General features: G+C 68.2%; 21 protein-coding genes. 13 read left to right on the forward strand and 8 right to left on the reverse strand.

Features of this window, described 5'->3' with window-relative positions:
• Nucleotides 1-15: 15 nt before the first annotated feature.
• Nucleotides 16-2460 (reverse strand): ATP-dependent helicase HrpB, encoded by a 2445-nt coding sequence (hrpB, locus tag E5A74_RS13515; protein WP_135985786.1) that lies wholly within the window; start codon nt 2458-2460, stop codon nt 16-18.
• A gap of 60 nt (nt 2461-2520) precedes the next feature.
• On the opposite strand from hrpB, the gene E5A74_RS13520 reads away from it, so the two are divergent.
• Nucleotides 2521-2736 (forward strand): hypothetical protein, encoded by a 216-nt coding sequence (locus E5A74_RS13520; protein WP_135985788.1) that lies wholly within the window; start codon nt 2521-2523, stop codon nt 2734-2736.
• A gap of 33 nt (nt 2737-2769) precedes the next feature.
• On the opposite strand, the gene E5A74_RS13525 is transcribed toward E5A74_RS13520, so the two are convergent.
• Nucleotides 2770-3783: a polyprenyl synthetase family protein gene (locus E5A74_RS13525; protein ID WP_135985790.1), complete on the reverse strand. Its 1014-nt coding sequence runs from the start codon at nt 3781-3783 to the stop codon at nt 2770-2772.
• 74 nt (nt 3784-3857) lie between these two features.
• On the opposite strand from E5A74_RS13525, the gene E5A74_RS13530 reads away from it, so the two are divergent.
• The 5 genes from E5A74_RS13530 to E5A74_RS13550 all read left to right on the forward strand — a co-directional run bounded on the left by E5A74_RS13530 (nt 3858) and on the right by E5A74_RS13550 (nt 8691).
• Nucleotides 3858-4142: a chorismate mutase gene (locus E5A74_RS13530; protein ID WP_135985792.1), complete on the forward strand. Its 285-nt coding sequence runs from the start codon at nt 3858-3860 to the stop codon at nt 4140-4142.
• Nucleotides 4139-4858 carry a hypothetical protein gene (locus E5A74_RS13535; RefSeq protein WP_135985794.1) on the forward strand — a complete coding sequence of 240 codons (720 nt, stop codon included), beginning with the start codon at nt 4139-4141 and terminating at the stop codon, nt 4856-4858. Before E5A74_RS13530 ends, E5A74_RS13535 begins: the two co-directional genes overlap by 4 nt.
• 14 nt (nt 4859-4872) lie before the next feature.
• Nucleotides 4873-5988, forward strand: a complete 1116-nt coding sequence (locus E5A74_RS13540) for a glycoside hydrolase family 130 protein (RefSeq protein WP_135985796.1) — start codon at nt 4873-4875, stop codon at nt 5986-5988.
• A gap of 133 nt (nt 5989-6121) precedes the next feature.
• Nucleotides 6122-7690 (forward strand): alpha-amylase family glycosyl hydrolase, encoded by a 1569-nt coding sequence (locus E5A74_RS13545; RefSeq protein WP_135985798.1) that lies wholly within the window; start codon nt 6122-6124, stop codon nt 7688-7690.
• A complete protein-coding gene (locus E5A74_RS13550) occupies nt 7687-8691 on the forward strand; it encodes a glycosyltransferase family 4 protein (RefSeq protein ID WP_135985800.1) in 1005 nt (334 codons plus the stop codon). Before E5A74_RS13545 ends, E5A74_RS13550 begins: the two co-directional genes overlap by 4 nt.
• 25 nt (nt 8692-8716) lie before the next feature.
• Here the strand turns inward: E5A74_RS13550 and E5A74_RS13555 are convergent, their stop codons facing one another.
• Nucleotides 8717-9715: a ligase-associated DNA damage response exonuclease gene (locus E5A74_RS13555; RefSeq protein WP_135985802.1), complete on the reverse strand. Its 999-nt coding sequence runs from the start codon at nt 9713-9715 to the stop codon at nt 8717-8719.
• Between the two features lie 47 nt (nt 9716-9762).
• Here E5A74_RS13555 and E5A74_RS13560 point away from each other — a divergent pair, with 47 nt between their 5' ends.
• Genes E5A74_RS13560 through E5A74_RS13570 form a run of 3 tightly spaced genes read left to right on the forward strand, consistent with a single transcriptional unit; the run spans nt 9763 to nt 14694 of the window.
• Nucleotides 9763-12171, forward strand: a complete 2409-nt coding sequence (locus E5A74_RS13560; RefSeq protein WP_135985804.1) for a ligase-associated DNA damage response DEXH box helicase — start codon at nt 9763-9765, stop codon at nt 12169-12171.
• A 41-nt stretch (nt 12172-12212) separates the two neighbouring features.
• A complete protein-coding gene (locus E5A74_RS13565) occupies nt 12213-13217 on the forward strand; it encodes an aspartyl protease family protein (protein WP_135985806.1) in 1005 nt (334 codons plus the stop codon).
• A 43-nt stretch (nt 13218-13260) separates the two neighbouring features.
• A complete protein-coding gene (locus E5A74_RS13570) occupies nt 13261-14694 on the forward strand; it encodes a mannitol dehydrogenase family protein (protein WP_135985808.1) in 1434 nt (477 codons plus the stop codon).
• Between the two features lie 19 nt (nt 14695-14713).
• On the opposite strand, the gene E5A74_RS13575 is transcribed toward E5A74_RS13570, so the two are convergent.
• The 4 genes from E5A74_RS13575 to E5A74_RS13590 form a co-directional block, all read right to left on the reverse strand.
• Complete coding sequence (locus E5A74_RS13575; protein ID WP_135985810.1) at nt 14714-15808, reverse strand: ATP phosphoribosyltransferase regulatory subunit; 1095 nt, start codon at nt 15806-15808, stop codon at nt 14714-14716.
• A gap of 55 nt (nt 15809-15863) precedes the next feature.
• Entirely contained in the window at nt 15864-17441 is a 1578-nt protein-coding gene (serA, locus tag E5A74_RS13580) for a phosphoglycerate dehydrogenase (RefSeq protein ID WP_135985812.1), read from the reverse strand.
• Between the two features lie 100 nt (nt 17442-17541).
• The gene (locus E5A74_RS13585) at nt 17542-18699 is read right to left on the reverse strand and encodes a phosphoserine transaminase (protein WP_135985814.1); all 1158 of its coding nucleotides are present in this window, start codon (nt 18697-18699) and stop codon (nt 17542-17544) included.
• A 96-nt stretch (nt 18700-18795) separates the two neighbouring features.
• Nucleotides 18796-19683: an alpha/beta hydrolase gene (locus tag E5A74_RS13590; RefSeq protein ID WP_135985816.1), complete on the reverse strand. Its 888-nt coding sequence runs from the start codon at nt 19681-19683 to the stop codon at nt 18796-18798.
• A 137-nt stretch (nt 19684-19820) separates the two neighbouring features.
• Between E5A74_RS13590 and E5A74_RS13595 the strand changes: the two genes are divergently transcribed.
• Complete coding sequence (locus tag E5A74_RS13595; protein ID WP_135985818.1) at nt 19821-20501, forward strand: extensin family protein; 681 nt, start codon at nt 19821-19823, stop codon at nt 20499-20501.
• A 33-nt stretch (nt 20502-20534) separates the two neighbouring features.
• Nucleotides 20535-21410 (forward strand): LOG family protein, encoded by an 876-nt coding sequence (locus tag E5A74_RS13600; RefSeq protein WP_135985820.1) that lies wholly within the window; start codon nt 20535-20537, stop codon nt 21408-21410.
• A 69-nt stretch (nt 21411-21479) separates the two neighbouring features.
• On the opposite strand, the gene E5A74_RS13605 is transcribed toward E5A74_RS13600, so the two are convergent.
• The gene (locus tag E5A74_RS13605) at nt 21480-22160 is read right to left on the reverse strand and encodes a c-type cytochrome (protein ID WP_135985822.1); all 681 of its coding nucleotides are present in this window, start codon (nt 22158-22160) and stop codon (nt 21480-21482) included.
• 101 nt (nt 22161-22261) lie between these two features.
• On the opposite strand from E5A74_RS13605, the gene E5A74_RS13610 reads away from it, so the two are divergent.
• On the forward strand, nt 22262-23149 hold the full coding sequence (locus tag E5A74_RS13610; RefSeq protein ID WP_135985824.1) for a prephenate dehydratase: 888 nt from the start codon (nt 22262-22264) through the stop codon (nt 23147-23149).
• A gap of 85 nt (nt 23150-23234) precedes the next feature.
• A complete protein-coding gene (locus tag E5A74_RS13615; RefSeq protein ID WP_240699803.1) occupies nt 23235-23477 on the forward strand; it encodes a helix-turn-helix transcriptional regulator in 243 nt (80 codons plus the stop codon).
• Nucleotides 23478-23484: the final 7 nt, after the last annotated feature.

The raw sequence follows: 23484 nt of genomic DNA on the forward strand, positions 1-23484 counted from the left end.
TGAGTCTGCAGCGCCTTAACGCGCGGCGGCGTTCCTTGCATCAGCCTTTTTGGTGCGCAGCGTCGCGGAGGCGCTCGCGGGGTCGTCGGGCCAAGGATGTTTGGGATAACGTCCGCGCATTTCCTTGGCGACCGCCGCCCAGCTGCCCTTCCAGAAACCGGGCAAGTCGCGCGTCGTCTGGATCGGCCGGCCTGCTGGCGAGGTTAGGCTCAGCACCAGCGGCGTACCGTCGCCGAGCGTCGGATGCGTGGCGAGACCGAACAGCGCCTGCACCCGCACTTCCGCGGTCGGCCCCGCCTCGGCGCCATAGTCGATCGCATGGCTCGAGCCCGCCGGGGTCTCGAGCCGCGCCGGCGCGAGCCGGTCGAGCGTCTTCTGCCCGTCCCAGCCGAGCAGATTCTGCAGCGCCTGGGTCAGCGCCTCGGGCGCCACCGCGTCGAGCCGCCGCTTGCCGGCCAGCGCGCCGGGAAGCCATTCGTCGAGGCTCGCCAGCAGCGCCTCGTCGCCGAGCGCGTCGATCCCCGCATAGGTCGCGCGCATCCGCAGCGCCTGCGCGGTCTCGGACCAGGGCAGTAGCGCGAGGCCATTTTCGCGCACCCCTTCGAGCAGCGCCGCCTCGATCTCGGCGGGGTCCGCCGCCGAATCGCTCCCGCTCGACAGCCGGATCGCGCCGAGCCGGCGCTCGCGCAGCGCTTCGACACGCCCGGTAGCGGAGTCGAAGCGCACGCTGCGCCGCGTCTCGATCCGCGCGCCGAACAGCGCCTCGACGGTCTCGCTGTCGATCGCGGTCGCGGAGAGGATCCGCGCGCCCGCCGCCATGCCCTGCGTCTCTGCCACCGCCAGCCATTCGGCGCGTGCCAGCGACGATGTCGGATCGAGCCGGAATCCCCGCCCGCCTGCCGACGCCCAGGTTTCGCCCGAAGCGTCGCGCCGCTTGGCGATCCGGTCAGGGAACGCCAGCGCGACGCAGATGGCGATGTTCGGCTCGCTCTCTCCGCCTGCCGGAGCGACGAGTTTCGCCCAGCGTTCGGCGAGCCTTCGGCCATTCTCCGCGCGCTGGCCCCGCTCGCCGCGCCAGCGCCGCAGCCGGAGCTCGAGATCGGGGTCGTTGCCGCCCAGCCCGCGCTCGCCGAGCAGCACCGCCACCTGCGCGGCAGTGCGCGCCAGTCCCCTCTCGCCGGCGCGCACCAGCATATGGCCGAGCCGCGGCGGCAGCGGCAGCCGCGCGATCGCCTTGCCATGCGCGGTCGGCCGGGCGTCCGCGTCGAGCGCCTCCAGCGTGACCAGCCGCTTGCGCGCCTCGCTCACCGCGGCCTCGGGCGGCGGATCGAGCCAGCCGAGATCGCGCGGATCGGCGACGCCCCATAGCGCGCAATCGAGCATCAGCGCCGAGAGATCGGCCTCGAGGATCTCGGGCGGATCGAACCGCGGCAGCCCCGCGGTCGCCGCCTCTTCCCACAGCCGATAGGCCACCCCCGGCCCCTGCCGCGCCGCGCGGCCGGCGCGCTGGGTGACCGAGGCCTGGCTCGCGCGCTCGGTGACCAGCCGGGTCATCCCCGCAGCGCGATCGTAGCGCGGCCGCCGCGCCAGCCCCGAATCGACGACCACCCGAATCCCGTCGAGCGTCAGCGAGGTCTCGGCGATCGACGTCGCGAGCACCACCTTGCGCCGCCCCTCCGGATCGGGCGCGATCGCGGCGCGCTGCGCGCCCGGATCGAGGCTGCCGTGCAGCCGATGAAGCACCGCGCCGCCGGGCAGGTCGAGCCGCTCGGCCGTGCGCTCGATCTCGGCGACCCCGGGCAGGAAGGCGAGCACCCCGCCCTCCTCGTCGCGCAGCGCGGTGCGGATCGCCGCCGCCATCGAATCCTCGATCCGCGCCTCGGCTGCGCGCCCGAGATGGCGCAGCGTGAGCGGATAGCTGCGCCCTTCGCTCTCGATCACCGGCGCGTCGCCCAGCAGCGTCGCGAAACGCGCGCCGTCGAGCGTCGCCGACATCGCCACCAGCCGCAGGTCCGGACGCAGCGCCGCCTGCGCGTCGAGCGCCAGTGCCAGCCCGAAATCGCTGTCGAGGCTGCGCTCATGGACTTCGTCGAACAGCACCGCGGAGACGCCGGCCAACTCGGGGTCGGCCTGGATGCGGTTGACGAAGATCCCCTCGGTGACGACGGTCACGCGCGTCGCCGCCGAGCGCTTGCTGTCCATCCGGGTGGCGTAGCCGAAGGTCTTGCCGACACTCTCGCCCGCCAGCGCCGCCATCCGCTCGCCCGCCGCGCGCGCCGCCAGCCGGCGCGGCGAGAGCAGCAGCACTTCGCCGGTGCACCAGCCCTCGCCGAGCAGCGCCGGCGCGACCGCCGTGGTCTTGCCCGCCCCCGGCGGTGCGACCAGCACCGCGTTGCTCGAATCGCGCAGCGCGGCGAGCAACCGGGGCAATACGGCGTGGATCGGCAACGTGTCGCTCATTGCGCGCAACCAATTCCCGAAAGCGGGGTTTGGCGCAATCGAGGCATGGAGCTAACGGACATGGCACGCACCCTGGCACAGTTCACGATCACTCCCGACGGCGCGGGCGACTATACGCTCCACCTCGAGGACGACGACGGCGAGACGCTGGAGTTCAGCGCGAGCTACGAGCAGCTCGACCTGATCGTCGAGGCCATCGAGGAGCAGCTCGACGGCGACGAGGAGGATATGCTCGGCGTCGACGAGGACGAAGACGAGGCCGAGGAAGAGGAATGAGCGTGGCCGGCGCGGCGCTCCCGGCGCCGCGGCTCAGTAGGCGCGCGCCACCGCGAACTCGACCGCTTCGACCATCGCATCCTTCGCGGCGCCCGGCGCGAACCCGCCCAGGGCATCGATCGCGCGCTGCCCGTAATGCCGGGCGCGGGCGAGCGTGTCGTCGACCGCGCGGCTTGCCCGAATCCGCTCAATCGCCTCGGCGAAATCGCTGTCGGCGACGCGGCGTCCCGAAATCGCCTCCTTCCAGAAGGCGCGCGCTTCGTCGTCACCCCGGGCGTAGGCGAGGATGACCGGCAGCGTCATCTTGCCCTCGCGGAAATCGTCGCCGGCGTCCTTGCCCATTGTCGAGGCGTCGGAGACATAGTCGATCGCGTCGTCGACCAGCTGGAAGGCGATGCCGAGATTGCGGCCATAGGCGTCGAGCGCGGCCTCCTCGGCCTCCGAACGCTCGGCGACCACCGCCGCTATCCGGCAGGCGGCGGCGAACAACGCCGCGGTCTTCGCGCCGATGATGTCGAGATAGCGCTCTTCGGAAATGTCGAGCCGGCGCACCGCGGTGAGCTGGTTGACCTCGCCCTCGGCGATCACCGCGCTGGCGTTGCTCAGGATCTTGAGCACCTTCAGGCTGCCGTCCTCGACCATCAGCTCGAACGAGCGGCTGAACAGGAAGTCGCCGACCAGCACGCTCGCCGGATTGCCCCAGATGATGTTGGCGGTGCGCTTGCCGCGGCGAAGGTCGGACGAATCGACCACGTCGTCGTGGAGCAGGGTCGCGGTGTGGATGAACTCGACCGCGGCGGCGAGCTTGTGATGCCGCGCGCCCGAATAGCCGAGCAGCCTCGCGCTCGCGAGCGTCAGCATCGGCCGCATCCTTTTGCCGCCGCCGGCGATCAGATGCCCGGCGAGCTCGGGGATCAGCGGAATGTCCGACTGCATCCGCTCGAGGATCACGGCGTTCACAAGATTGAGATCGTGCGCCACCAGCTGCAGCATCGGTTCCAGCGAAGGCTCGGGGCGCGAGCCCAGGCGATGGATGGTGGCGCTCATCTCGCGGGCTCTGGCGCGTGGCGGCGGCAAAGGCAAGGCTTGCGTAGCGTCTCCGCGCGGGCAAAAGGGGACGCATGCCCGACGAGACGCTGACTCGCTACCGCCAGAGCATCGACAATATCGATGCGGCGCTGATCCATATGCTCGCCGAGCGCTTCAAGGTCACGCAGGCGGTCGGCGCCTACAAGGCCGAGCATGGCCTGCCCCCGGCCGATCCGTCGCGCGAGGAAGCGCAGATCGCCCGCCTCCGCGCGCTGGCCAAGGACGCCGATCTCGATCCCGAATTCTCCGAGAAGTTCCTGCGCTTCATCATCGACGAGGTGATCCGCCACCACGAGCGGCTGCAGGGCGCCAAATGATCCGCGCGGCGGTTTCGATCGCCGCGCTCGCGGCCTTGGCGGGCTGCGACATGGTTCCCGAGAAACCGCCGACGCCGGCCCCCAGCCATCGCGCCACGCCGGTGGCGGCCGCCAGCTCGGTTCCGCCGGCACCGGCCGAGCGGCTCGCCGCGGCGCTTCGCGTCGTGCCGGTCGACAAGGCCAGCCGCTATGCGTTCGGTGGCGACGACAGGTTGATCGACACGCCCTCGGGGCCCGTGCTGCTGCGGCATGGCCATGTCCCCGACGGCTCGCATGCCGATGGCGGGGTGATCGCGGCCTATTATCTCCGCCCGCAGAACGACGGCTTCGCGCTGGTCAAGGCCTTCCCCGAAGCCGCCACCAGCGGCAGCTTCGGCGATCTCGGCAAATGGTCGGTCTCCGCCGATTTCGCCGCGGTGCCGGTGCTGATGGTCGAAGGCGGGGGCACCTGGCAGGGCTGCACGGTGGGGCTGACCGATCTGGTCGCGCTGCAACCCGGCGGCCCCGCCTCGCTCGCCAGCGTCACCACCAGCTTCGACACCAGCGGCATGTCGCCCGATTCGCCCGAGACGCTCACCGGCAGCTTCGCCGACATCGTGCGCGATCGCGGCTTCACCGTCCGTTACGAGGGAACCCGCGCCTTCGCCGAGCGATACGTCCGTCGTGGCGCGCGCTTCCAGCCGGAAGGAGGCGAGAGCCAGGTTCCCGGCTGCTGACCAAAGGGGGGCGGATGCCCGACGATTATCTGATCTTCCGCCCCGACGATGTCGATCTGGCCCGCTCGCCGCTGCGCCGCGGCGTCGACGAGCCCACCCATGTTCTCGGCGCGTTCAACCCCGGCTTCGCGCGGCTGCCCAGCGGCAACCTGCTGCTGATGGTCCGCATCGCCGAGGCGCTGCGCGATCCGGTCGATAGCGAATGCGCGCGCGCAGTGCGCTGGACGCGCGACGGCTATGTCCTCGATCGCCACTCGGTTCATCAGATCGACATGGACGATCCGCGCCAGTTCGCGCTCAAGGATCGCAATCCGCGGCTGCTCGGCCTCACCTCGCTCTCGTGGCTGCTGCCTGTCGAGATCGATGCCGAGGGCCGGAACATCGTCGCGATCCATTACGACAAAGCGATCGAGCCGAGCGCGAGCTACATGGATTATGGCGTCGAGGACGCGCGGATCACCAAGGTCGGCGATCACTATTGGATGACCGTCTGCGGCGTCTCGGCCGAGCGCCACTGCACCGCGATGTATCGCTCGGCCAACGGGCTCGACTATGAGTTGCTCGGCATCGTCCTCGATCATCAGAACAAGGACATGATCCTGTTCGAAGGCAAGGTGGCGGGCAAGTTCATGGCGCTCACCCGCCCGCTGGGCGAATGCTATTTCGCCTGGCCCGAGGACAGCCCGTGGCTCGGCGGTCCCTCGATCAACATGGCGCAGTCTCCCGACGGGCTCCACTGGAAGCCGCTCGACACGCCGGGCATCCGTGCCCGCAAGGGCACGACCAGCACCCAGCGGATCGGTGGCGGCAGCCAGCCGGTGCTGACGCCTCAGGGCTGGATGATGATCTATCACGGCGTCGAGAAGCGCGGCGCGGTCGGCATCTATCGCAGTTTCTGGGCGCTACTCGACCGGGACGACCCTTCGCGGATCCTGCGGCTCGAGGACGAGGTTCCGCTTATCGAGGCCAATCCGGCGCTGACCGCCGACATCGCCCACCAGATGTATCTGCCGACCCCCGTGGTGTTCACCACCGGCCTGGCCGATGCGGGCGATCATTACATCGTCGCGGGCGGCGAGGCCGACCTCGCCTGCCGGATCACGCACATCGCAAAGGAGCGCTTCCGGTGATCCACCCCCCAACCGTCACCCCGGACTTGTTCCGCGGTCCACCAGGCCGCACCGGACGGGCTCGAGCCTCAGGTCCATTGCTCGCCTCCCGGTGGACCCCGACACAAGGCCGGGGTGACGCAGGGAGAGACGAATGACCGAACCCTTTTGGTGGCAGCACGGCGTCATCTATCAGATCTACCCGCGCTCGTTTCAGGATTCGAACGGCGACGGCATCGGTGATCTCAAGGGCATCGAATCGCGCCTCGACGATCTCGTCGTGCTCGGCGTCGACGCGATCTGGATCTCGCCCATCTATCCCTCGCCGATGGCCGATTTCGGCTATGACGTCGCCGATTACACCGGGATCGACCCGCGCTTCGGCACGCTCGCGGACTTCGATTCGCTGCTCGAGGCCGCGCACGACCGCGGGCTCAAGCTCCTCCTCGATTTCGTCCCCAATCACAGCTCGGACCAGCACCCCTGGTTCGTCGAGAGCCGGTCGTCGCGCGACAATCCCAAGCGGGATTGGTATATCTGGCGCGACCCCGGCCCGGACAGCGGCCCGCCCAACAACTGGATCAGCGATTTCGGCGGCCCCGCATGGCAATGGGACGAAGCCACCGGCCAATATTATTACCACGCCTTCCTCAAGGAGCAGCCCGACCTCAACTGGCGCAATCCCGAGCTGCGGCAGGCGATGCTCGACGTGCTGCGTTTCTGGTTCGATCGCGGCGTCGACGGCTTCCGGATCGATGTGCTGTGGCACATGATCAAGCACGCCGACTTCCCCGACAATCCGGCCAACCCCGCCTACACGCCGGCGATGGGCGAGATGCACCGCGTCCTCCAGCTCCATTCGACCGACCAGCCCGAGGTGCACGGCATCGCCGCAAACATGCGCCGCGTCGCCGATCGCTATTCGGAGCGCGTGCTGGTTGGCGAGATCTATCTGCCGGTCGAGCGGCTGATGCACTATTATGGCCGCGGCGAGCCGGGCGTGCACCTGCCCTTCAACTTCCAGCTGATCGACGCGCCGTGGGATGCGCCCAGCCTCGCCAGGCTGATCGCGGACTATGAGGCGGCGCTGCCGCCGGGCGGCTGGCCCAATTGGGTGCTCGGCAATCACGATCGCCCGCGCGCCGCCACGCGCTTCGGCCCCGAACAGGCGCGTGTCGCGGCGACGCTGCTGCTGACCCTGCGCGGCACCCCGACCCTCTATTATGGCGACGAGATCGGCATGGCCGATGTGACCATCCCCGCCGATCAGGTGCAGGACCCGCGCGAGCTGCGCGAGCCCGGCATCGGGCTGGGCCGCGATCCGGTCCGCACCCCGATGGCATGGGATTCCAGCGCCAATGCCGGCTTCTCGGTCGGCACGCCGTGGCTGCCGCTTCACGATGATTGGCAGGTGCGCAATCTCGCCGCGCAGCGCGACGATCCGCGCTCGATGTGGCGGCTCCACCACGATCTGCTCGCGCTGCGCCGGAAGCACGCCGCCCTGTCGGTCGGTGACTGGCTGCCGATCGAATGCGCGGGCAATCTTCTCGCCTATGAGCGTCACCACGAGGGCGAGCGGCTGCTCGTCGTGCTCAATCTCGGCGACCGGCCCGAGGCCTTCGCCATCCCCGAATGGGCGGAGGACCTGAACGTCCTGCTCACCACCGGCACCGGCGACGATCCCGCCATTCTCGGCCCGAACGAAGGCTATATTCTCGGATGAAGATCGCGATGCTGGCGCCGATCGCGTGGCGCACGCCGCCGCGGCACTACGGCCCATGGGAGCTCGTCACCAGCCTGCTCAGCGAGGCGCTGGTCGCGCGGGGAATCGAGGTTACCCTGTTCGCAACGCAGGATTCGGAGACCGCGGGCACGCTCGCCGGGGTGGTGCCACGCGGCTACGAGGAAGACCCGGGCATCGATGCCAAGGTCTGGGAATATCGTCACCTCAGCCATGTCTTCGCGCGCGCGGGCGAATTCGATCTGATCCACAATCAGGCCGATTTTCCCGCCCATGCCTTCGCGCCCCTGGTGGATACGCCGATGGTCACCACCATCCACGGCTTCTCCTCGGATCGTATCCTGCCGATGTACAAGCCCTTCGAGGATCGCATCCATTATGTCGCGATCAGCGAAGCCGATCGGCACCCGTCGCTCCGCTACGCCGCGACGATCCACCACGGCATCCGGCTCAACGAATTCCCCTTCGACGCCGAGGGCAGCGACGATTTGCTCTTCTTCGGCCGCATGCACCCCGACAAGGGCGCCGCCGAGGCGATTCATGTCGCCCTCTCCACCGGCCGCCGGCTCGATCTCTACGGCATCGTCCAGGACCAGGGCTATTTCGACCGCGAGGTGATGCCGCATGTCGATGGCGAGCAAATCCGCTATCTCGGCCCGGTCGGGGGCGAGGCGCGATTGCGCGCGCTCGGCAAGGCGCGCGCGCTGCTCCATCTGATCAATTTCGACGAGCCGTTCGGCCTGTCGGTGATCGAGGCGATGGCCTGCGGCACCCCGGTGATCGCGATTGATCGCGGATCGATGCCCGAGCTGATCACGCCCGAGACCGGTATCCTGGTGCACTCGACCGGCGAGGCGATCGCCGCGCTTGCCGACGTAGAAGCGATCGACCGCGCCGCTTGCCGGCATCGGGTGGAAACACATTTCTCGGTCGAGGCGATGGCGGAGAAATATATCGCGCTCTACGCGGAGATACTCGCCTGACGCTCCTGCGCCGCGCGAGACGGGTTCAGTCGTCCTCGTCCTCGAAGCCGACCAGCTCGAGCGCACGTGCCTTGATCTGGTGCAGCCGGCACCAATGGACCAGCGCGTCCTCACGGCCATGCGTCACCCACACCTCGCGCGGCGCGAGCTCGCGGATCGTGGTGGTGAGCTCGTCCCAATCTGCATGATCGGAGAGGATCAGCGGCAGCTCGACATTGCGCTGCCGGGCGCGCTGGCGGACGCGCATCCAGCCCGACGCCATCGCGGTGATCGGATCGGGAAGGCGGCGCGACCAGCGGTCGTTGAGCGCGCCGGGCGGGCACAGGATGATCCGCCCCTCAAGCTCGCCCTTGGCCACACCGGTGGCGGGGCGCAGTTCGCCGAGATCGACGCCTTTCTCGACATAGAGATCGCAAAGCCGTTGCAGGGCGCCATGGATGTAGATCGGATCGTCGAACCCCATCACCCGCAGCTCGCTGATCACCCGCTGCGCCTTGCCCAGCGCATAGGCGCCGACCAGCACGCAGCGGCCGGGGTTAGCGCGCAATGCAGTGAGCAATTTGTCGAGCTCGTCATGCGTTTCGGGATGGCGGAACACTGGCAGTCCGAAGGTCGCCTCGGTGACGAAGATGTCGCACGGCACCGGCTGGAAGGCTGCGCAGGTGGGGTCCTCGCGGCGCTTGTAGTCGCCCGATACGACGATGCGCTCGCCGCGATGCTCGAGGACGATCTGCGCCGAGCCGAGGACATGGCCGGCGGGGACGAAGCCGATATCGACATGGCCCATCCGCAATGTCTCGCCATAGGCGATTGGCGTGCCGTTCTGCGGACCATAGCGGCATTCCATGATCGCCAGCGTCTCGGGCGTCGCCCAGACCTGGCCGTGCCCGCCGCGGGCGTGATCGGCATGGCCGTGCGTGATCAGCGCGCGCGGGACCGGCTGCGAGGGATCGACCCACGCATCGGCGGCGGGAATGTAGATGCCGGTGGGGTGCGGTTCGATCCAGTCGCCGAGCTTGGCCATCGTGACTATATGGTTGGGATGGCCCCCGGTTCCCACCCGCTCGACAAGTGACCGAGCTGCCCCGACCCCTGACCGATTGGTTCGCCGCGCGCGGCTGGCGGCCACGGCGGCACCAGCTCGAGATGCTCGACGCCGCGCGTGCCGGCGCGGACGCATTGCTCGTCGCCGCCACCGGCGCGGGCAAGACGCTGGCGGGCTTCCTGCCCACGCTCGCCGAGCTGATCGAAGCGCCGACACAGGGGCTGCACACGCTCTATATCTCGCCGTTGAAAGCGCTCGCGGTCGATGTGCAACGCAATCTGCTCACGCCGATCGAGGAGATGGGCGTATCGATCCGGGTCGAGACGCGCACCGGCGACACGCCGCATGAGAAGAAAGTCCGCCAGCGCGCCCGGCCGCCCGAGATTCTGCTCACCACCCCCGAATCGCTGAGTCTGTTGCTGTCCTACGAAGACAGCCTGACGATGTTCGCCGGGCTCCGGACGATCGTGATCGACGAGGTCCACGCCTTCGCCACCGGCAAGCGTGGCGATCTGCTCGCGCTGGCGATCGCGCGGCTCACGCGGCTCGCTCCCGGCATGCGCCGGGTCGCGCTGTCGGCGACGGTGGCCGATCCCGACGGCTATCGCGCGTGGCTGGCGCCCGATGGCGATATCGACCAGGTAAGGCTGGTGCAGGGCGAGGCGGGCGCCGATCCCGACATCGCGATCCTGCTTCCCGAAGGCCGCGTGCCCTGGGCGGGGCATTCGGGAGTCTATGCGATCCCGCAGGTGATGGCCGAGATTGAGACTCACCGAACCACGATCGTGTTCTGCAACACGCGCGGGCTCGCCGAGCTGGTCTTCCAGAATCTCTGGAAGGTCAACGAGCTCAAGCTGCCGATCGCGGTGCATCATGGCAGCCTGAGCCTCGAGGCGCGGCGGCGCGCCGAGCAGGCGATGGCCGACGGCAAGCTGCGCGCATTGGTGGCCACCGCGAGCCTCGACCTTGGCGTCGACTGGGGCGATGTCGACTGCGTGATCCAGATGGGCGCCCCAAAGGGCTCGTCGCGGCTGCTCCAGCGGATCGGCCGCGCCAATCACCGATTGGACGAATCGAGCGAGGCGGTACTCGTGCCGGGCAATCGCTTCGAATATCTCGAAGCGCGCGCCGCGCTCGACGCGGTCGAGCAGGGCGAGCTCGATCCGGACATCTTCCGCCCCGGCGCGCTCGATGTGCTCGCGCAGCACATCATGGCCTGCGCCTGCGCCGCGCCGTTCGATGCTGCAGCGATGCTGCACGAAATTCGCGGCGCGCTGCCCTATTCGGCGCTCGATCAGGAGACGTTCGAGCGCGTCCTGAACTTCATCGCCGATGGCGGCTATGCGCTGCGCGCCTATGACAAGTTCAAGCGACTGACCAAGGGTCAGGACGGGCTGTGGCGCGTTACCAAGCCCGCCTTCGTTGCGCAGCATCGGCTCAATGCCGGGATCATCGTCGAGGCGCCGATGCTCGACGTGCGCTTCAAGAACGGCCGCAAGCTCGGCAAGGTCGAGGAGGCGTTCGGATCGTCGCTCGCGCCTGGCGATACTTTCTTCTTCGCCGGACTCAGTCTCGAGGTCGAGCGCGTCGAGCTCACCGATCTGATCGTCCGGGCGAGCAGCAAGCAGGCGCGCTACGTCTCGTACATGGGCGCGCGGCTGGCGATCACCTCGACGCTGGCCGATCGCGTGCGCGTGTTTCTCGCCGACCGCAGCCAATGGGCGCGCTTCCCCGATGACGTCCGCGAATGGCTCGAGGTGCAGGCGCGGCGCTCGGCGCTGCCCGCCCCCGCACAGCTGCTCGTCGAGACCTTCCCGCACGAGGGCAAGCACCACATGGTTGCGTACAGCTTCGAGGGCTGGAACGCGCACCAGTCGCTCGGCATGCTGATCACCCGGCGGATGGAGGCGATGGGACTGAAGCCGCTGGGCTTCGTCGCCAACGATTATGCGCTGGCAGTCTACGGTCTCGAGAAGATCGAGGATCCGGCGGCGTTGTTCTCGCCCGACATCCTCGAGCACGAGTTCGTCGACTGGGTGCAGCAATCGGCGCTGCTCAAACGGGCATTTCGCGAAGTCGCGATCATCGGCGGGCTGGTCGAGCGTCAGCATCCGGGAAAGAAGAAGAGCGGGCGGCAGGTCACCTTCTCGACCGATCTGATCTATGACGTGCTCCGCAAATACGAGCCCGACCATCTGCTGCTCAAGGCGGCCTGGGCCGATGCCCGTGCGCGGATGACCGATGTCGGCAGGCTCGCGCATCTGCTCGACACCGCCGCCGACACGATGCTGCACATGGACCTGCCGCGGGTGAGCCCGATGGCGGTGCCGGTGCTGATCATGATCGGGCGCGAGCGCACCCCGCAGGGCAGCGGCGAGGATGCGCTGCTGATCGAGGCCGAAGGTATCGCGGCGGAGGCGATGCGGCTCGATTGATTTCGATTGCTGCGCAACATGCGCAGGTATATTGCTATTTCATGTCTGGAGTTCTCTACCCGCTCCTGCTTCTCTCCCTGCCGATCGAGCCTTCCGGCAGCACGCCACCCGCACCCGCACAGGACCCCGAGCTGATCAGCACCGAATCGGTGATGGAGGCGACGTTGCTGACCCTGGGCGAACTCGACAAACGCCTGACCGTGCCGGTCGCGGTCAACGAGCGCGGGCCGTATAATTTCATCATCGACACCGGCGCGGAACGCACCGTGGTCTCGCGCGAGCTCGCCAGCACGCTCAAGCTCAATGCGGGGCGGCCGGTGACCTTGCTGTCGATGACCGGGCGCAGCCAGGTCGACACGGTGCTCGTGCCCGATCTGATGATCAAATCGATCGGCGTGCAGCATAGCGTGATCGCTCCCAAGCTCGAGGCGCGCAATCTCGGCGCGATCGGGCTGCTCGGCATCGATACGCTGCGCGATCATCAGGTCTCGATCGATTTCGACAGCGGCACGATGGAGGTCCGCAAGAGCGAGCGGAAGCCCAGGATGCGCCGCGCGGCGAAGGACGAGATCGTCGTGACCGCGAAGAGCGTGTTCGGCCAGCTCATCGTCACTGACGCCTATTACGGCAATACGCGCATCCAGGTCGTGCTCGACACCGGCAGCCAGGTCAGCATGGGCAACAGCGCGCTGCGCAAGCGCGTCGCCCGCAGCCGCAAGACCCAGCCGATCGAGCTCACCGACGTGACCGGCGACAAGACCATCGCCGACTATACCACCGTCCCCAATATCAAGGTCGGCGAGGTGCTGTTCGGATCGATGCCGGTGGCGTTCGCCGATGTCGCGCCGTTCGAGCGCTTCGGGCTCACCGATCGGCCCGCGCTCCTGCTCGGCATGGACGCGCTGCGCAGTTTCCGTCGGGTCGATATCGATTTCCCGAACCGGCTGGTTCGCTTCAGGATGCCCAAGAACACGCCCTCGCGGCTGCAGGAATATCGCTCGCCCACCACCGGCGTGGGTGGTTATTCGTCGAACCGGACTCTCTGACCGCTTATTGACTTGCGCGCGCGTGGGCTGCTTGGCTCCGCGCATGACCCGTCTGTCCCGCTCCGCGCTCGCCACGCTTCCCGGCACCGTCGCCCGGCCTCGTCACGCCCTCGAGGCGGTGCGCACCGGCATCGTCCATTTCGGCCCGGGGGCGTTCCACCGGGCGCACCAGGCGGCCTATGTCGACCGGCTGCTCGATGCGGACCCGCGCTGGGGAATCGCCGCGGTCTCGCTGCGCAGCGGCGGCACCACCGACGCGCTCAAGGCGCAGGACGGGCTCTACACGCTGGCGGTGATCGATCGCGATCCATCGATGCGCATCATCGCCGCGCATTCGGACGCGATCGGGCCGGGCGAAGGCGCGCGGCTTCGCAAGCTCCTCGCCGATCCGACCGTGCGCATCGCAACCAGCACGGTGACCGAAAAGGGCTATTGCCTCGCCGGCGACGGCAGCCTCGACTTCGCGCATCCCGACATCGTCCACGACCTTGGCAATCCCGCCGAGCCGGCGAGCCTGATCGGCTGGATCGTCGCCGGGCTCGGCGATCGTCACGCGGCGGGCACCGCACCCTTCGCGATGCTCTGCTGCGACAACATGACCGGCAACGGCGCCAAGCTCCGCGCCGCCTGCCTCGCCTTCGCGCGCGAACGCGATCCCGGGCTCGCCGACTGGATGGCGGGTGAGGTCGCCTTCCCCGATTCGATGGTCGATTCGATCACCCCGGCGAGCGATGCGGCGTTCCTCGCCAAGGTCCAGCAAGCGCTGGGTGTCGAGGATCAGGCGGCGGTGCAGCGTGAAAGCTTCACCCAATGGGTGTTGCAGCGTTTCGACATGCTCGACGGACCCGACTTCGCCTCTGTCGGCGTGACGCTGACCAGCGACGTTCGCGGCTATGAGCAAGCCAAGCTGCGCATCCTCAACGGGACGCATTCGACTCTGGCCTATGTCGGCCTCGCGCGCGGCCACGAGACGGTGTTCGAGGCGATGTCCGATGGCGCGCTCGAAGGCTTCGTCACGCGCCTCGCGCATCAGGACATCGCCGCGTCGCTGGGGCCGGTCGAGGGGCTCGACGTCGCCGGCTATGTCGATGCAGTGCTGAACCGTTTCCGCAACCCGGCGATCCGGCATCTCCTGGCGCAGATCGCGTGGGACGGATCGCAGAAGCTGCCCTATCGCCTGCTCGACACCGCGCGCGCGGCGCTCGACGCCGGGCGCGGCATCGAGCGGCTGGCGGTGCCGGTGGCGGCGTGGATCGCGTTTCTGCGGCGCAAGGCCGAAGCCGGTGAGACGATCACCGATCCGATGGCCGAGGCGCTCGCCACGGCGGCGACCAGCGCCAATCCGGTAACCGCGATGCTCGGAGTCGAGCCGGTGTTCGGCGCGCGGCTCGGGCAGGACGAGCGCTTTCGCGCGGCAGTGCGCGAGGCGTTCCAGCATTTCGCGCAGGGCGACATCGCGCCGCTGCTTTCGCGCTGACTTGCGGCGCCCCCCAAGGCTAGAGCGGCCGCGGTCCCTCCGCGCCCAGCACGTGCGTACAGAGCTGCGCCTCGGGCGTGTCGTCGTCCTCGAGCGCGGCGACGGTGACCCAGCCCTCGGCGCGCAGCCTCGCGCCGGCATCGGCGGGGGTGCCGAACGGCAGGAACAGTCGGCGACGCTCGCGCGGGCCCAGCCCGGCGTCGAGAATCGGATCGGCGAACAGCGAGAAGCCGACCGCGGGCTCCTCGCGGCCATCGCCATGGAGGATGGTGTAGGTGCCGCCGCGGCCGATCTCGCCGCGCGCGCCCGCGGCGAAGATCGAGAAGCCGAGCCAGCTCTGATATTCGAAGCCGTGGCGCTCGGTCGGGTCGAGGGTCAGCGCTACCTTGCCGTCGATGCTCGCGGCGATCCGGGCGAGCCCGTCGAGCCGGCTCGCCAGCGCGTTGCCGGCATCGATTGCGCGCAGCCGCGCCATCGCAGCGTCGAAGGGTCCTGCCGCCTCGATCAGCGGTAGCCAGCGCGGATCGATTGCGGCAACGCCGCCGGCATCCTTGGCGTCGAGCCGATCGCGCAGCGTGTGGAGCGTCGCCGGCTCGAGATCGGCGGCGAGCGTATCGGCGAGATCGGGCAGGGTGAAGTCGATCGCGATGCCGGTCACCCCGGCGGCCCGCAGCGCCTCGATCGCCACACCGACCACTTCGATCGCCGCGGCGACCGTGTCGAGCCCGATCAGCTCGGCGCCGATCTGGCGCATCGCGCGCTGTGGATTGAGCTCGGAAGCGCTGAGCTTGACCACCGGGCCGGCATAGGAAAGCCGCACCGGCCGGGGGTGATGGCCCATGCGGGTGACCGCGATGCGGCCGACCTGCGCGGTGAGGTCGGGGCGGATCGCGAGGGTGCGCTGCGAGACCGGATCGACGAAACGCACCGCGTCGCGGACGCCACCCGCCTTGAGCCGCGAGGCGAGCTCGTCGGCGAATTCGGCGAGCGGCGGATCGACCTGCTCATAGCCATAAAGCCGCGCCACGCCGAGCACGCGCGCCTCCAGCCCCGCCGCCGCATCGGCGGCGGGCGGCAGGCGGTCGTGAAACCCCTCGGGAAGAAGGCCGGTCATTACGCCCCCCTAGAGCAATTCGTCATCCCGGCGAAAGCCGGGATGACGAATGCGGTCAGAACGTCAGCGCCATCGCAGTCTTCACGCCCGGAAGCGCGCGGACCTTGGCGATCAGCTCGGGCGTGACCTTGTCGTCGACCGAGAGCAGCAGCACCGCCTCGCCGCCGGCCTCGCGGCGGCCGAGATGGAAGGTGCCGATGTTCACGCCCGCTTCGCCGAGCGTGGTGCCGAGCCGGCCGATGAAGCCGGGTGCGTCCTCGTTGACGACATAGAGCATGTGGCCGATCAGATCGGCCTCGACCTTGATCCCGAACAGCTCGACGAGGCGCGGCTGGGCGTTCGAGAACAAGGTGCCGGCAACCGAGCGCTCGCCGGCATCGGTCTTGACCGAGACGCGCAGCAGCGTGTGGTAATCGCCTTCCTTCTCGTTGCGCACCTCGCGCACTTCCATCCCGCGTTCCTTGGCGAGGAACGGTGCGTTGACCATGTTCACCGTGTCCGAATGGACGCGCAGGAAGCCCGCCAGCACCGCGCTGACGATCGGCTTCTGGTTGAGCTCGGCGGCGGCGCCTTCGCTGTGGATCGAGACGCGGGCGATCTCACCATGGGCGAGCTGGCCGACAAGGCTGCCGAGCTTCTCGGCGAGCGCCATGTACGGCTTGAGGCGCGGGGCTTCCTCGGCCGAGAGGCTCGGCACGTTGAGCGCGTTGGTGACGCCGCCCGAGACGAGGAAATCGGCCATCTGCTCGGCGACCTGGATCGCGACATTGACCTGCGCCTCGGTGGTCGAGGCGCCGAGGTGCGGGGTCGAGATGAAATTGGGCGTGCCGAACAGCGCATGTTCCTTGGCCGGCTCGGTCTGGAACACGTCGAGCGCCGCGCCGCCGATATGGCCGCTTTCGAGGCCCGCCTTGAGCGCTGCCTCGTCGATCAGCCCGCCGCGCGCACAGTTGATGATCCGCACGCCCTTCTTCGTCTTGGCGAGATTCTCGGCGGAGAGGATGTTGCGCGTCTGGTCGGTCAACGGCGTGTGCAGCGTGATGAAATCGGCGCGGAGCAGCAGATCGTCGAGATTCATCTTCTCGACGCCCATCTCGAGCGCGCGCTCGGGCGTGAGGAAGGGATCATAGGCGATCACCTTCATGCGCAGGCCCAACGCGCGATCGGCGACGATCGAGCCGATATTGCCCGCGCCGATCAGGCCGAGCGTCTTGCCGGTGACTTCGACGCCCATGAAGCGGTTCTTCTCCCACTTGCCGGCCTGGGTCGACTTGTCGGCCTCGGGCAGGTCGCGGGCGAGCGCGAACATCAGCGCGATGGCGTGCTCGGCGGTGGTGATCGAGTTGCCGAACGGGGTGTTCATGACGACCACGCCCTTGGCCGAGGCCGAGGGGATGTCGACATTGTCGACGCCGATCCCGGCGCGGCCGACGACCTTGAGGTTGGTCGCCGCGTCGAGGATCTCCCTGGTCACCCGGGTCGAACTGCGGATGGCGAGACCGTCATACTCGCCGATGATCGCCTTCAATTCCTCGGGGGTCTTGCCGGTGATCTCGTCGACCTCGACGCCGCGCTCGCGGAAGATCTGCGCGGCCTTGGGATCCATTTTATCGCTGATAAGGACTTTGGGCATGGTTCTATCCTGAAAACTAGGTGCTCCGGCGCAGGCCGGAGCTCTGAAAGGGGAATGGCCGGTGGCCAGCGCTCCGGCCTTCGCCGGAGCGCGCGAGGGATCAGCCCGCCCTGGCGGTCGCGTAGGCCCAGTCGAGCCACGGCCCGAGCGCCTCGATATCGGCGGTGTCGACCGTGGCGCCGCACCAGATGCGCAGGCCCGCGGGGGCGTCGCGATAGCCGGCGACGTCGTACGCCGCGCCCTCCTTGTCGAGCAGGCCGGCGAAGGTCTTGATGAAGGCCTCGTCGGCGCCTTCGACCGTGAGGCACACACTGGTGGTAGAGCGGATCGACTCGTCCTCGGCGAGATTGCCCAGCCAATCACGCGCTGCGACGATCTTCTGGAGCGCCGCGGCATTGGCGTTCGAGCGCGCGATCAGGCCCTTGGCGCCGCCGATCGACTTGCCCCATTCGAGCGCGAAGATCGCGTCCTCGACCGCGAGCATCGACGGGGTGTTGATCGTCTCGCCCTTGAACACGCCCTCGGCGAGCTTGCCCTTGGAGACGAGGCGGAACACTTTCGGGAGCGGCCAAGCGGGGGTGTAGCTTTCGAGCCGCTCGACCGCGCGCGGGCCGAGGATCAGCACGCCGTGGCCGCCCTCGCCGCCAAGCACCTTCTGCCACGAGAAGGTCGCGACATCGATCTTGTCCCACGGCAGATCGTAAGCGAACACCGCGCTGGTCGCGTCGGCGAAGCTCAGGCCTTCGCGATCATCCGGGATCCAGTCGCCATTGGGGACGCGGACGCCCGACGTCGTCCCGTTCCAGGTGAACAGCACGTCGTTCGACCAGTCGACCTGAGCAAGGTCGGGGAGCTGGCCGTAGTCGGCGCGGATCACCGTCGGATCGAGCTTGAGCTGCTTGGCGACGTCGGTGACCCAGCCCTCGCCGAAGCTTTCCCAGGCAAGCGTCGTCACCGGGCGCTGGCCGAGCATGGTCCACATCGCCATTTCGAAGGCGCCGGTATCCGAGCCGGGAACGATGCCGATGCGGTGCGTGTCGGGAAGCTGGAGCATCTCGCGCATCAGATCGATCGCGTATTGCAGCCGGGCTTTGCCGATCTTCGAGCGATGCGAGCGGCCGAGCGATTCGCTGGCGAGCTTCGAGGCATCCCAGCCCGGAGGCTTGGCGCAGGGGCCGGAGGAGAAATGGGGGCGCGCCGGCTTGGTAGCGGGCTTGGCGGACGCAACTGTGGCGTCGGTAACGGCAGAATCACTCATGTCAGTCTCTCCTTGCAGAGAGCACGCGCGGCGTTGGGACCGCGTGGCCCGTCGACGGCCCTAGCGACGACGGGCGCGAAGTCAACCCGCGGGTTTCTACGGTTTCGCCGGCTCGGGCGGCCATTTGGCGAGCAGCCCGCGATCGGTCATCCAGTCGGTGATCAGGCGCGGCCAGTTGCGCAGGCTGACCATCGGCGTGGTCTCGCCCATGTTGAAGGCATGGCCGCCGGCGGCGAACATGTGGAGCTCGGACGACGCCCCGGCGGCGCGATAGGCGTTCAAAAGATCGATGATCGGCTGCGAGCAGCATTGGTCGTCATTAGTCGCCGTCATCAGCAAGGGCGGCGAGCTGCGCGTGATCTTCTCCTCGGCGTGGAGGGGGCCAGGGAAGACGAGAATGCCGAAATCGGGCCGCGCCGAAAGCCGGTCGATGGCGTCGCGCTTGCCCGGCGCCGCGACCGGCGGGCTGAGCAAGGTCACCCGGGCGAGCTCACCGCCCGCCGAGAAGCCCATCACGCCGATCTTGCCCGGATCGAGCTTCCATTCGCCGGCATGGGCACGGATCGTGCGCATCGCGCGCTCGGCGTCCTGCCGGGCATGTTCGAAGCTGTACGGCGAATCCTTGCCGCGGAAGAGCCGGTAGCGCAGCACGAAGGCTGCGACCCCACGCTCATTGTACCAGCGTGCGACGTCATTGCCTTCGGTGTTGATGACGAGGAATTCGTGCGCGCCGCCGGGCATGATCAACACCGAGACGCCGGTCTCGCGGCCCGGACGGGCGGGGTAATAGGTGATGCTCGGATCGTTGACCGGCTTGAGCCAATAGCTCTCGGCCTGTTCGGGGATCGATTTGCGGCTCTCGAACCCCGGTGCGCCATCGGCCCAGAGCGCGATCCGCTGCGGCGGCGCGGGCGGCTGTTGCGCCCAGGCGGGGGCGGCGAGCAGGGCAAGCGCCCAAGCGAAGGCGGTGAGCAGCTTGGTCATGGCCTCTCCGATCCGGCGCCGTCTCGATGCGGCGCTGTCAGGGGACATGGTAGCGCTACCAGTGCGGGAGTCAAACCGTTGCGCCGCCGCGACGGACCGACAGCGAATCTTCAGAATCGTCATGCTATATTAGGCATATGCGGGTCGGGTTCTTGTTGGTTTCGCTGTTGCTCGCCGGTTGCGCCGGGGATGATGACGCGCGCCCGAGCGAGACGAGGCGGCCGGTCATCCGCGAGCGCGCCTCGGGACCGATCACGCTCAACGGGCCGACCCCGCGCGAGACGCAGCAATGCTTCGCCGATCTGTCGCGCGAGCGCGTGCGCTATTCGCCGCTGCCCGATCGCGATTTCGGCAGCGGCTGCATCGTTACCGGCGCGGTGCAATTGCTCGACATCGGCGTGCCGGTGACCAATCTCAAATCGATGCGATGCCCGCTCGCGCGGACCTTCACCGCCTGGGTGCGTTTCGCGGTGGCGCCGGCGGCGAAGCAGATTCTCGGCAGCGAGCTGGTTCGGGTCGAGAGCTTCGGCAGCTATTCGTGCCGGGGGATCATCGGTGGTGGCGGGCCGTCGGGCGCGCGGATTTCCGAGCACGGCCTCGGCAACGCGGTCGACATCGGCGGCTTCGTCCTCGCCGACGGACGCAAGGTCCGCGTCGAGACCGGCTGGAAATCGGACGATCCCGCGGTGCGCCGCTTCTTCGAGGTGATCCACGATTCGGCGTGCAAGCGCTTCCGGACGGTGCTCGGCCCCGATTACAATGCCGCGCACTACAACCATCTGCATCTCGACATGGGCCGCGGGCCTTTCTGCGCCTAGGCAAGGCCGCTCGATCGGCCTAAGCCGGCCCAAATGAGCAACGATACACGCGTCCCGAGCCGCGTCTTCCGCCCCGCGCTGCAGGAAGTCGAGAACGCCAACACCAATAGCGGCACGCCCCAGACCGAGCATCCGGCCTACCGCCTCGCATTCCAGGACATGGACTTCCTGCTGCGCGAGGATCTGCGCCCGGTCCGCTTCCAGCTCGAGCTGCTCAAGCCGCAGCTGATCCTCGACGAGGCGAAGATCGCGTCAACTCTCGTCGTCTATGGTTCGGCGCGCATTCCCGAGCCCGAAAAGGCCGGGGCGCTGCTCGAGCTGGCCGACACCCCCGAGCAGAAGAAGATCGCCGAGCGGCTGATCGAGAAGTCGCATTATTACGACGTCGCGCGCCAGCTCGCGCGGCTGGCGAGCAACTTCCCGCTCGACGAGGCGGGCAAGCGCCACTTCGTGGTGTGCTCGGGCGGCGGCCCCTCGATCATGGAAGCCGCCAATCGCGGCGCACGCGACGTGGGGGCGGACACCGTCGGGCTCAATATCGTGCTGCCGCACGAACAGGCGCCCAATCCCTATGTCACGCCGGGGCTGAGCCTGCAGTTCCACTATTTCGCACTGCGCAAGATGCACTTCCTGCTGCACGCCCGCGCGGTGGCGGTGTTCCCGGGCGGGTTCGGCACCTTCGACGAGAGCTTCGAGCTGCTGACGCTGATCCAGACCGGCAAGATCGATCCGATCCCGGTGCTGTTCTATGGCAAGGCGTTCTGGCAGCGCGTGGTGAACTTCGAGGCGCTGTGCGAGGAAGGCGTGATCTCGCCGCGCGATCTCAACCTCTTCCACTTCGTCGAGACCGCCGAAGAAGGCTGGGAGATCATCCAGGACTTCTGGCGCGACCGCGAGCCCAAGGGCTGAGCGACCGCACGACCGCCAACAAAAAAGGCCGCCCCGAAAGGCGGCCTTTTTTCTGTCCGGAGCGAGCCCTTAGTGGCCCTTCTTCTCCGCCTCGATCGCGGCCTGCGGATCCTTGGCCGGGGTTCCCTCGGCCGGCGTCGCCTCGTTCGAGACATTGGCGGTGCCCGGGCCCTCGGCGACATTGGCCTGCGCGGCGTTGTCGGCGGCCGGCTCCTCGCCCGCAGCGGGGGCGGCGGGAAGCGGCAGGTTCGAGCCCTGCGAATTGAGATAGGCGATCACGTTCGCGCGGTCCTGCGGGTTCGTCAGGCCGGCAAAGGTCATCTTGGTGCCCGGGGCATATTTGCGCGGGCTGGTCAGCCACGCGTCGAGCGCGTCGAAGGTCCAGTTGCCGGGGACGGCCTTGAGCGCATCCGAATAGGCGAAGCCGGGGACGTGCCCGTGCACCTTGCCGACCGCGCCGAACAGGTTCGGGCCGATTCCCGAGGCACCGCCCGAATTGATCGTGTGGCACGCCGTGCACTGCTTGAACACATCGGCGCCCTTGGCGACATCGGCCTTGGCGAGGCGGACCGCGATCGGCTCGACGGCGGCGCCGCCGCCCTCGCCCGGCGCTTCGACGCCCTCGATCACATAGCCCATCTTTTCGGGACGCTCGGAATGAAAAGCCATGCCGCTCACGATCGAAAGCCCGAGCGCGGCAATCCCGCCCGCCAATGCCCAGCCAGCAATCGTATTGAACCGGTCGCTCATCGCATGCCCCTAAAGGAAAGTCGTTCGCCCTTTAGGCTGCGGTTTTTGCTACCGCAAGCCGGGCTTGCCGCGCGGCAAGCGGACGGGTAGCGCGCGGCTTCATGGAGAATTTCGCCGCGCCCGCACGTCCGATCGTCGCAGAGATGATCGCCAGCGCCTCCGCCGAGCCCGGTCGGGCGGTGGCCTTTCAGGGCGCGCCCGGCGCGAATTCGCACATCGCGGTGCGCGAGGCCTTTGCCGATGCGCTGCCCTTGCCCTGCTTCTCGTTCGAGGACGCGATCGACGCGGTGAAGGAAGGCCGGGCGGATCGCGCGATGATCCCGATCGAGAATTCGCTCCATGGCCGGGTCGCCGACATTCATTTCCTGCTTCCCGAATCGGGACTGGCGATCACCGGCGAGCATTTCCTGCCGATCCGCTACGGGCTGATGGCCACCGGCGGCATCGCGCAGGTCCGCGAGGCGATGAGCCATCCGCAGGCGCTCGGCCAGTGCCGCCACTGGCTCAAGGCGCGCGGGATCGCGCCGGTCGCCTATCCCGACACCGCCGGCGCTGCCGCGGTGGTCGCCGAGATGGCCGATCCCGCGATCGCGGCGCTCGCCCCGCCCGGAGCGGCAGCGCTCTATGGGCTCAACCTGCTCGAAAGCGACTTCGCCGATGCCGAGCACAATATGACGCGCTTCGTCGTGCTCGCCCGCGAGGGCCAGGAGCCGCCGCTCGGGCCGGTGATGACGACCTTCATCTTCGAGGTGAAGAACGTCCCCGCGGCGCTCTACAAGGCGCTCGGCGGATTCGCGACCAACGGCGTCAACATGACCAAGCTCGAAAGCTATCAGCGTGGGGCCAGCTTCGCGGCGACCGAGTTTTACGCCGATATCGTCGGCGGCCCGGGCGATCCGGCGATCGATCGCGCGCTCGAGGAATTGAAATTCCACTCCAAATGGATGCGGGTGCTCGGCACCTATCCGCAGGCCCGCGAGCGGCCCTGACCGCGTCAGATCGACATCCGGCGCAGCTTGACTCTCACTACGACTTGTTGTGTAAAGACAACATATCGTAGAGCGAGTCGTCGTTTTGCCAGTCATCCATAACCGCATCGCCCTGTTTCGCGCCGAGCGCGGGATGAGCCGTCGTGAGCTGGCGGACGCGGTGGGGGTCAATCCGCAGACGATCGGCTATCTCGAGCGCGGCGATTACAGCCCCAGCCTCGAGCTCGCGCTGAAGATCGCGGCGCAGTTCGACGTGCCGATCGAGCTGCTCTTCTCGTTCCAACCTTTCGAATCCGTCGCCACGGCGCTTCGGCGCGCGAGCGCCTGAAGCATGC

This window comes from Sphingomonas naasensis (genome assembly GCF_004792695.1).
Taxonomy (GTDB): domain Bacteria; phylum Pseudomonadota; class Alphaproteobacteria; order Sphingomonadales; family Sphingomonadaceae; genus Sphingomonas; species Sphingomonas naasensis.

Excerpts from the sequence above, each read along its gene's own strand:
- hrpB (WP_135985786.1), bottom strand. The coding sequence starts at position 2,460 with ATGAGCGACACGTTGCCGATCCACGCCGTATTGCCCCGGTTGCTCGCC.
- E5A74_RS13520 (WP_135985788.1), top strand. The coding sequence starts at position 2,521 with ATGGCACGCACCCTGGCACAGTTCACGATCACTCCCGACGGCGCGGGC.
- E5A74_RS13525 (WP_135985790.1), bottom strand. The coding sequence starts at position 3,783 with ATGAGCGCCACCATCCATCGCCTGGGCTCGCGCCCCGAGCCTTCGCTG.
- E5A74_RS13530 (WP_135985792.1), top strand. The coding sequence starts at position 3,858 with ATGCCCGACGAGACGCTGACTCGCTACCGCCAGAGCATCGACAATATC.
- E5A74_RS13535 (WP_135985794.1), top strand. The coding sequence starts at position 4,139 with ATGATCCGCGCGGCGGTTTCGATCGCCGCGCTCGCGGCCTTGGCGGGC.
- E5A74_RS13540 (WP_135985796.1), top strand. The coding sequence starts at position 4,873 with ATGCCCGACGATTATCTGATCTTCCGCCCCGACGATGTCGATCTGGCC.
- E5A74_RS13545 (WP_135985798.1), top strand. The coding sequence starts at position 6,122 with ATGACCGAACCCTTTTGGTGGCAGCACGGCGTCATCTATCAGATCTAC.
- E5A74_RS13550 (WP_135985800.1), top strand. The coding sequence starts at position 7,687 with ATGAAGATCGCGATGCTGGCGCCGATCGCGTGGCGCACGCCGCCGCGG.
- E5A74_RS13555 (WP_135985802.1), bottom strand. The coding sequence starts at position 9,715 with ATGGCCAAGCTCGGCGACTGGATCGAACCGCACCCCACCGGCATCTAC.
- E5A74_RS13565 (WP_135985806.1), top strand. The coding sequence starts at position 12,213 with ATGTCTGGAGTTCTCTACCCGCTCCTGCTTCTCTCCCTGCCGATCGAG.
- E5A74_RS13570 (WP_135985808.1), top strand. The coding sequence starts at position 13,261 with ATGACCCGTCTGTCCCGCTCCGCGCTCGCCACGCTTCCCGGCACCGTC.
- E5A74_RS13575 (WP_135985810.1), bottom strand. The coding sequence starts at position 15,808 with ATGACCGGCCTTCTTCCCGAGGGGTTTCACGACCGCCTGCCGCCCGCC.
- serA (WP_135985812.1), bottom strand. The coding sequence starts at position 17,441 with ATGCCCAAAGTCCTTATCAGCGATAAAATGGATCCCAAGGCCGCGCAG.
- E5A74_RS13585 (WP_135985814.1), bottom strand. The coding sequence starts at position 18,699 with ATGAGTGATTCTGCCGTTACCGACGCCACAGTTGCGTCCGCCAAGCCC.
- E5A74_RS13590 (WP_135985816.1), bottom strand. The coding sequence starts at position 19,683 with ATGACCAAGCTGCTCACCGCCTTCGCTTGGGCGCTTGCCCTGCTCGCC.
- E5A74_RS13595 (WP_135985818.1), top strand. The coding sequence starts at position 19,821 with ATGCGGGTCGGGTTCTTGTTGGTTTCGCTGTTGCTCGCCGGTTGCGCC.
- E5A74_RS13600 (WP_135985820.1), top strand. The coding sequence starts at position 20,535 with ATGAGCAACGATACACGCGTCCCGAGCCGCGTCTTCCGCCCCGCGCTG.
- E5A74_RS13605 (WP_135985822.1), bottom strand. The coding sequence starts at position 22,160 with ATGAGCGACCGGTTCAATACGATTGCTGGCTGGGCATTGGCGGGCGGG.
- E5A74_RS13610 (WP_135985824.1), top strand. The coding sequence starts at position 22,262 with ATGGAGAATTTCGCCGCGCCCGCACGTCCGATCGTCGCAGAGATGATC.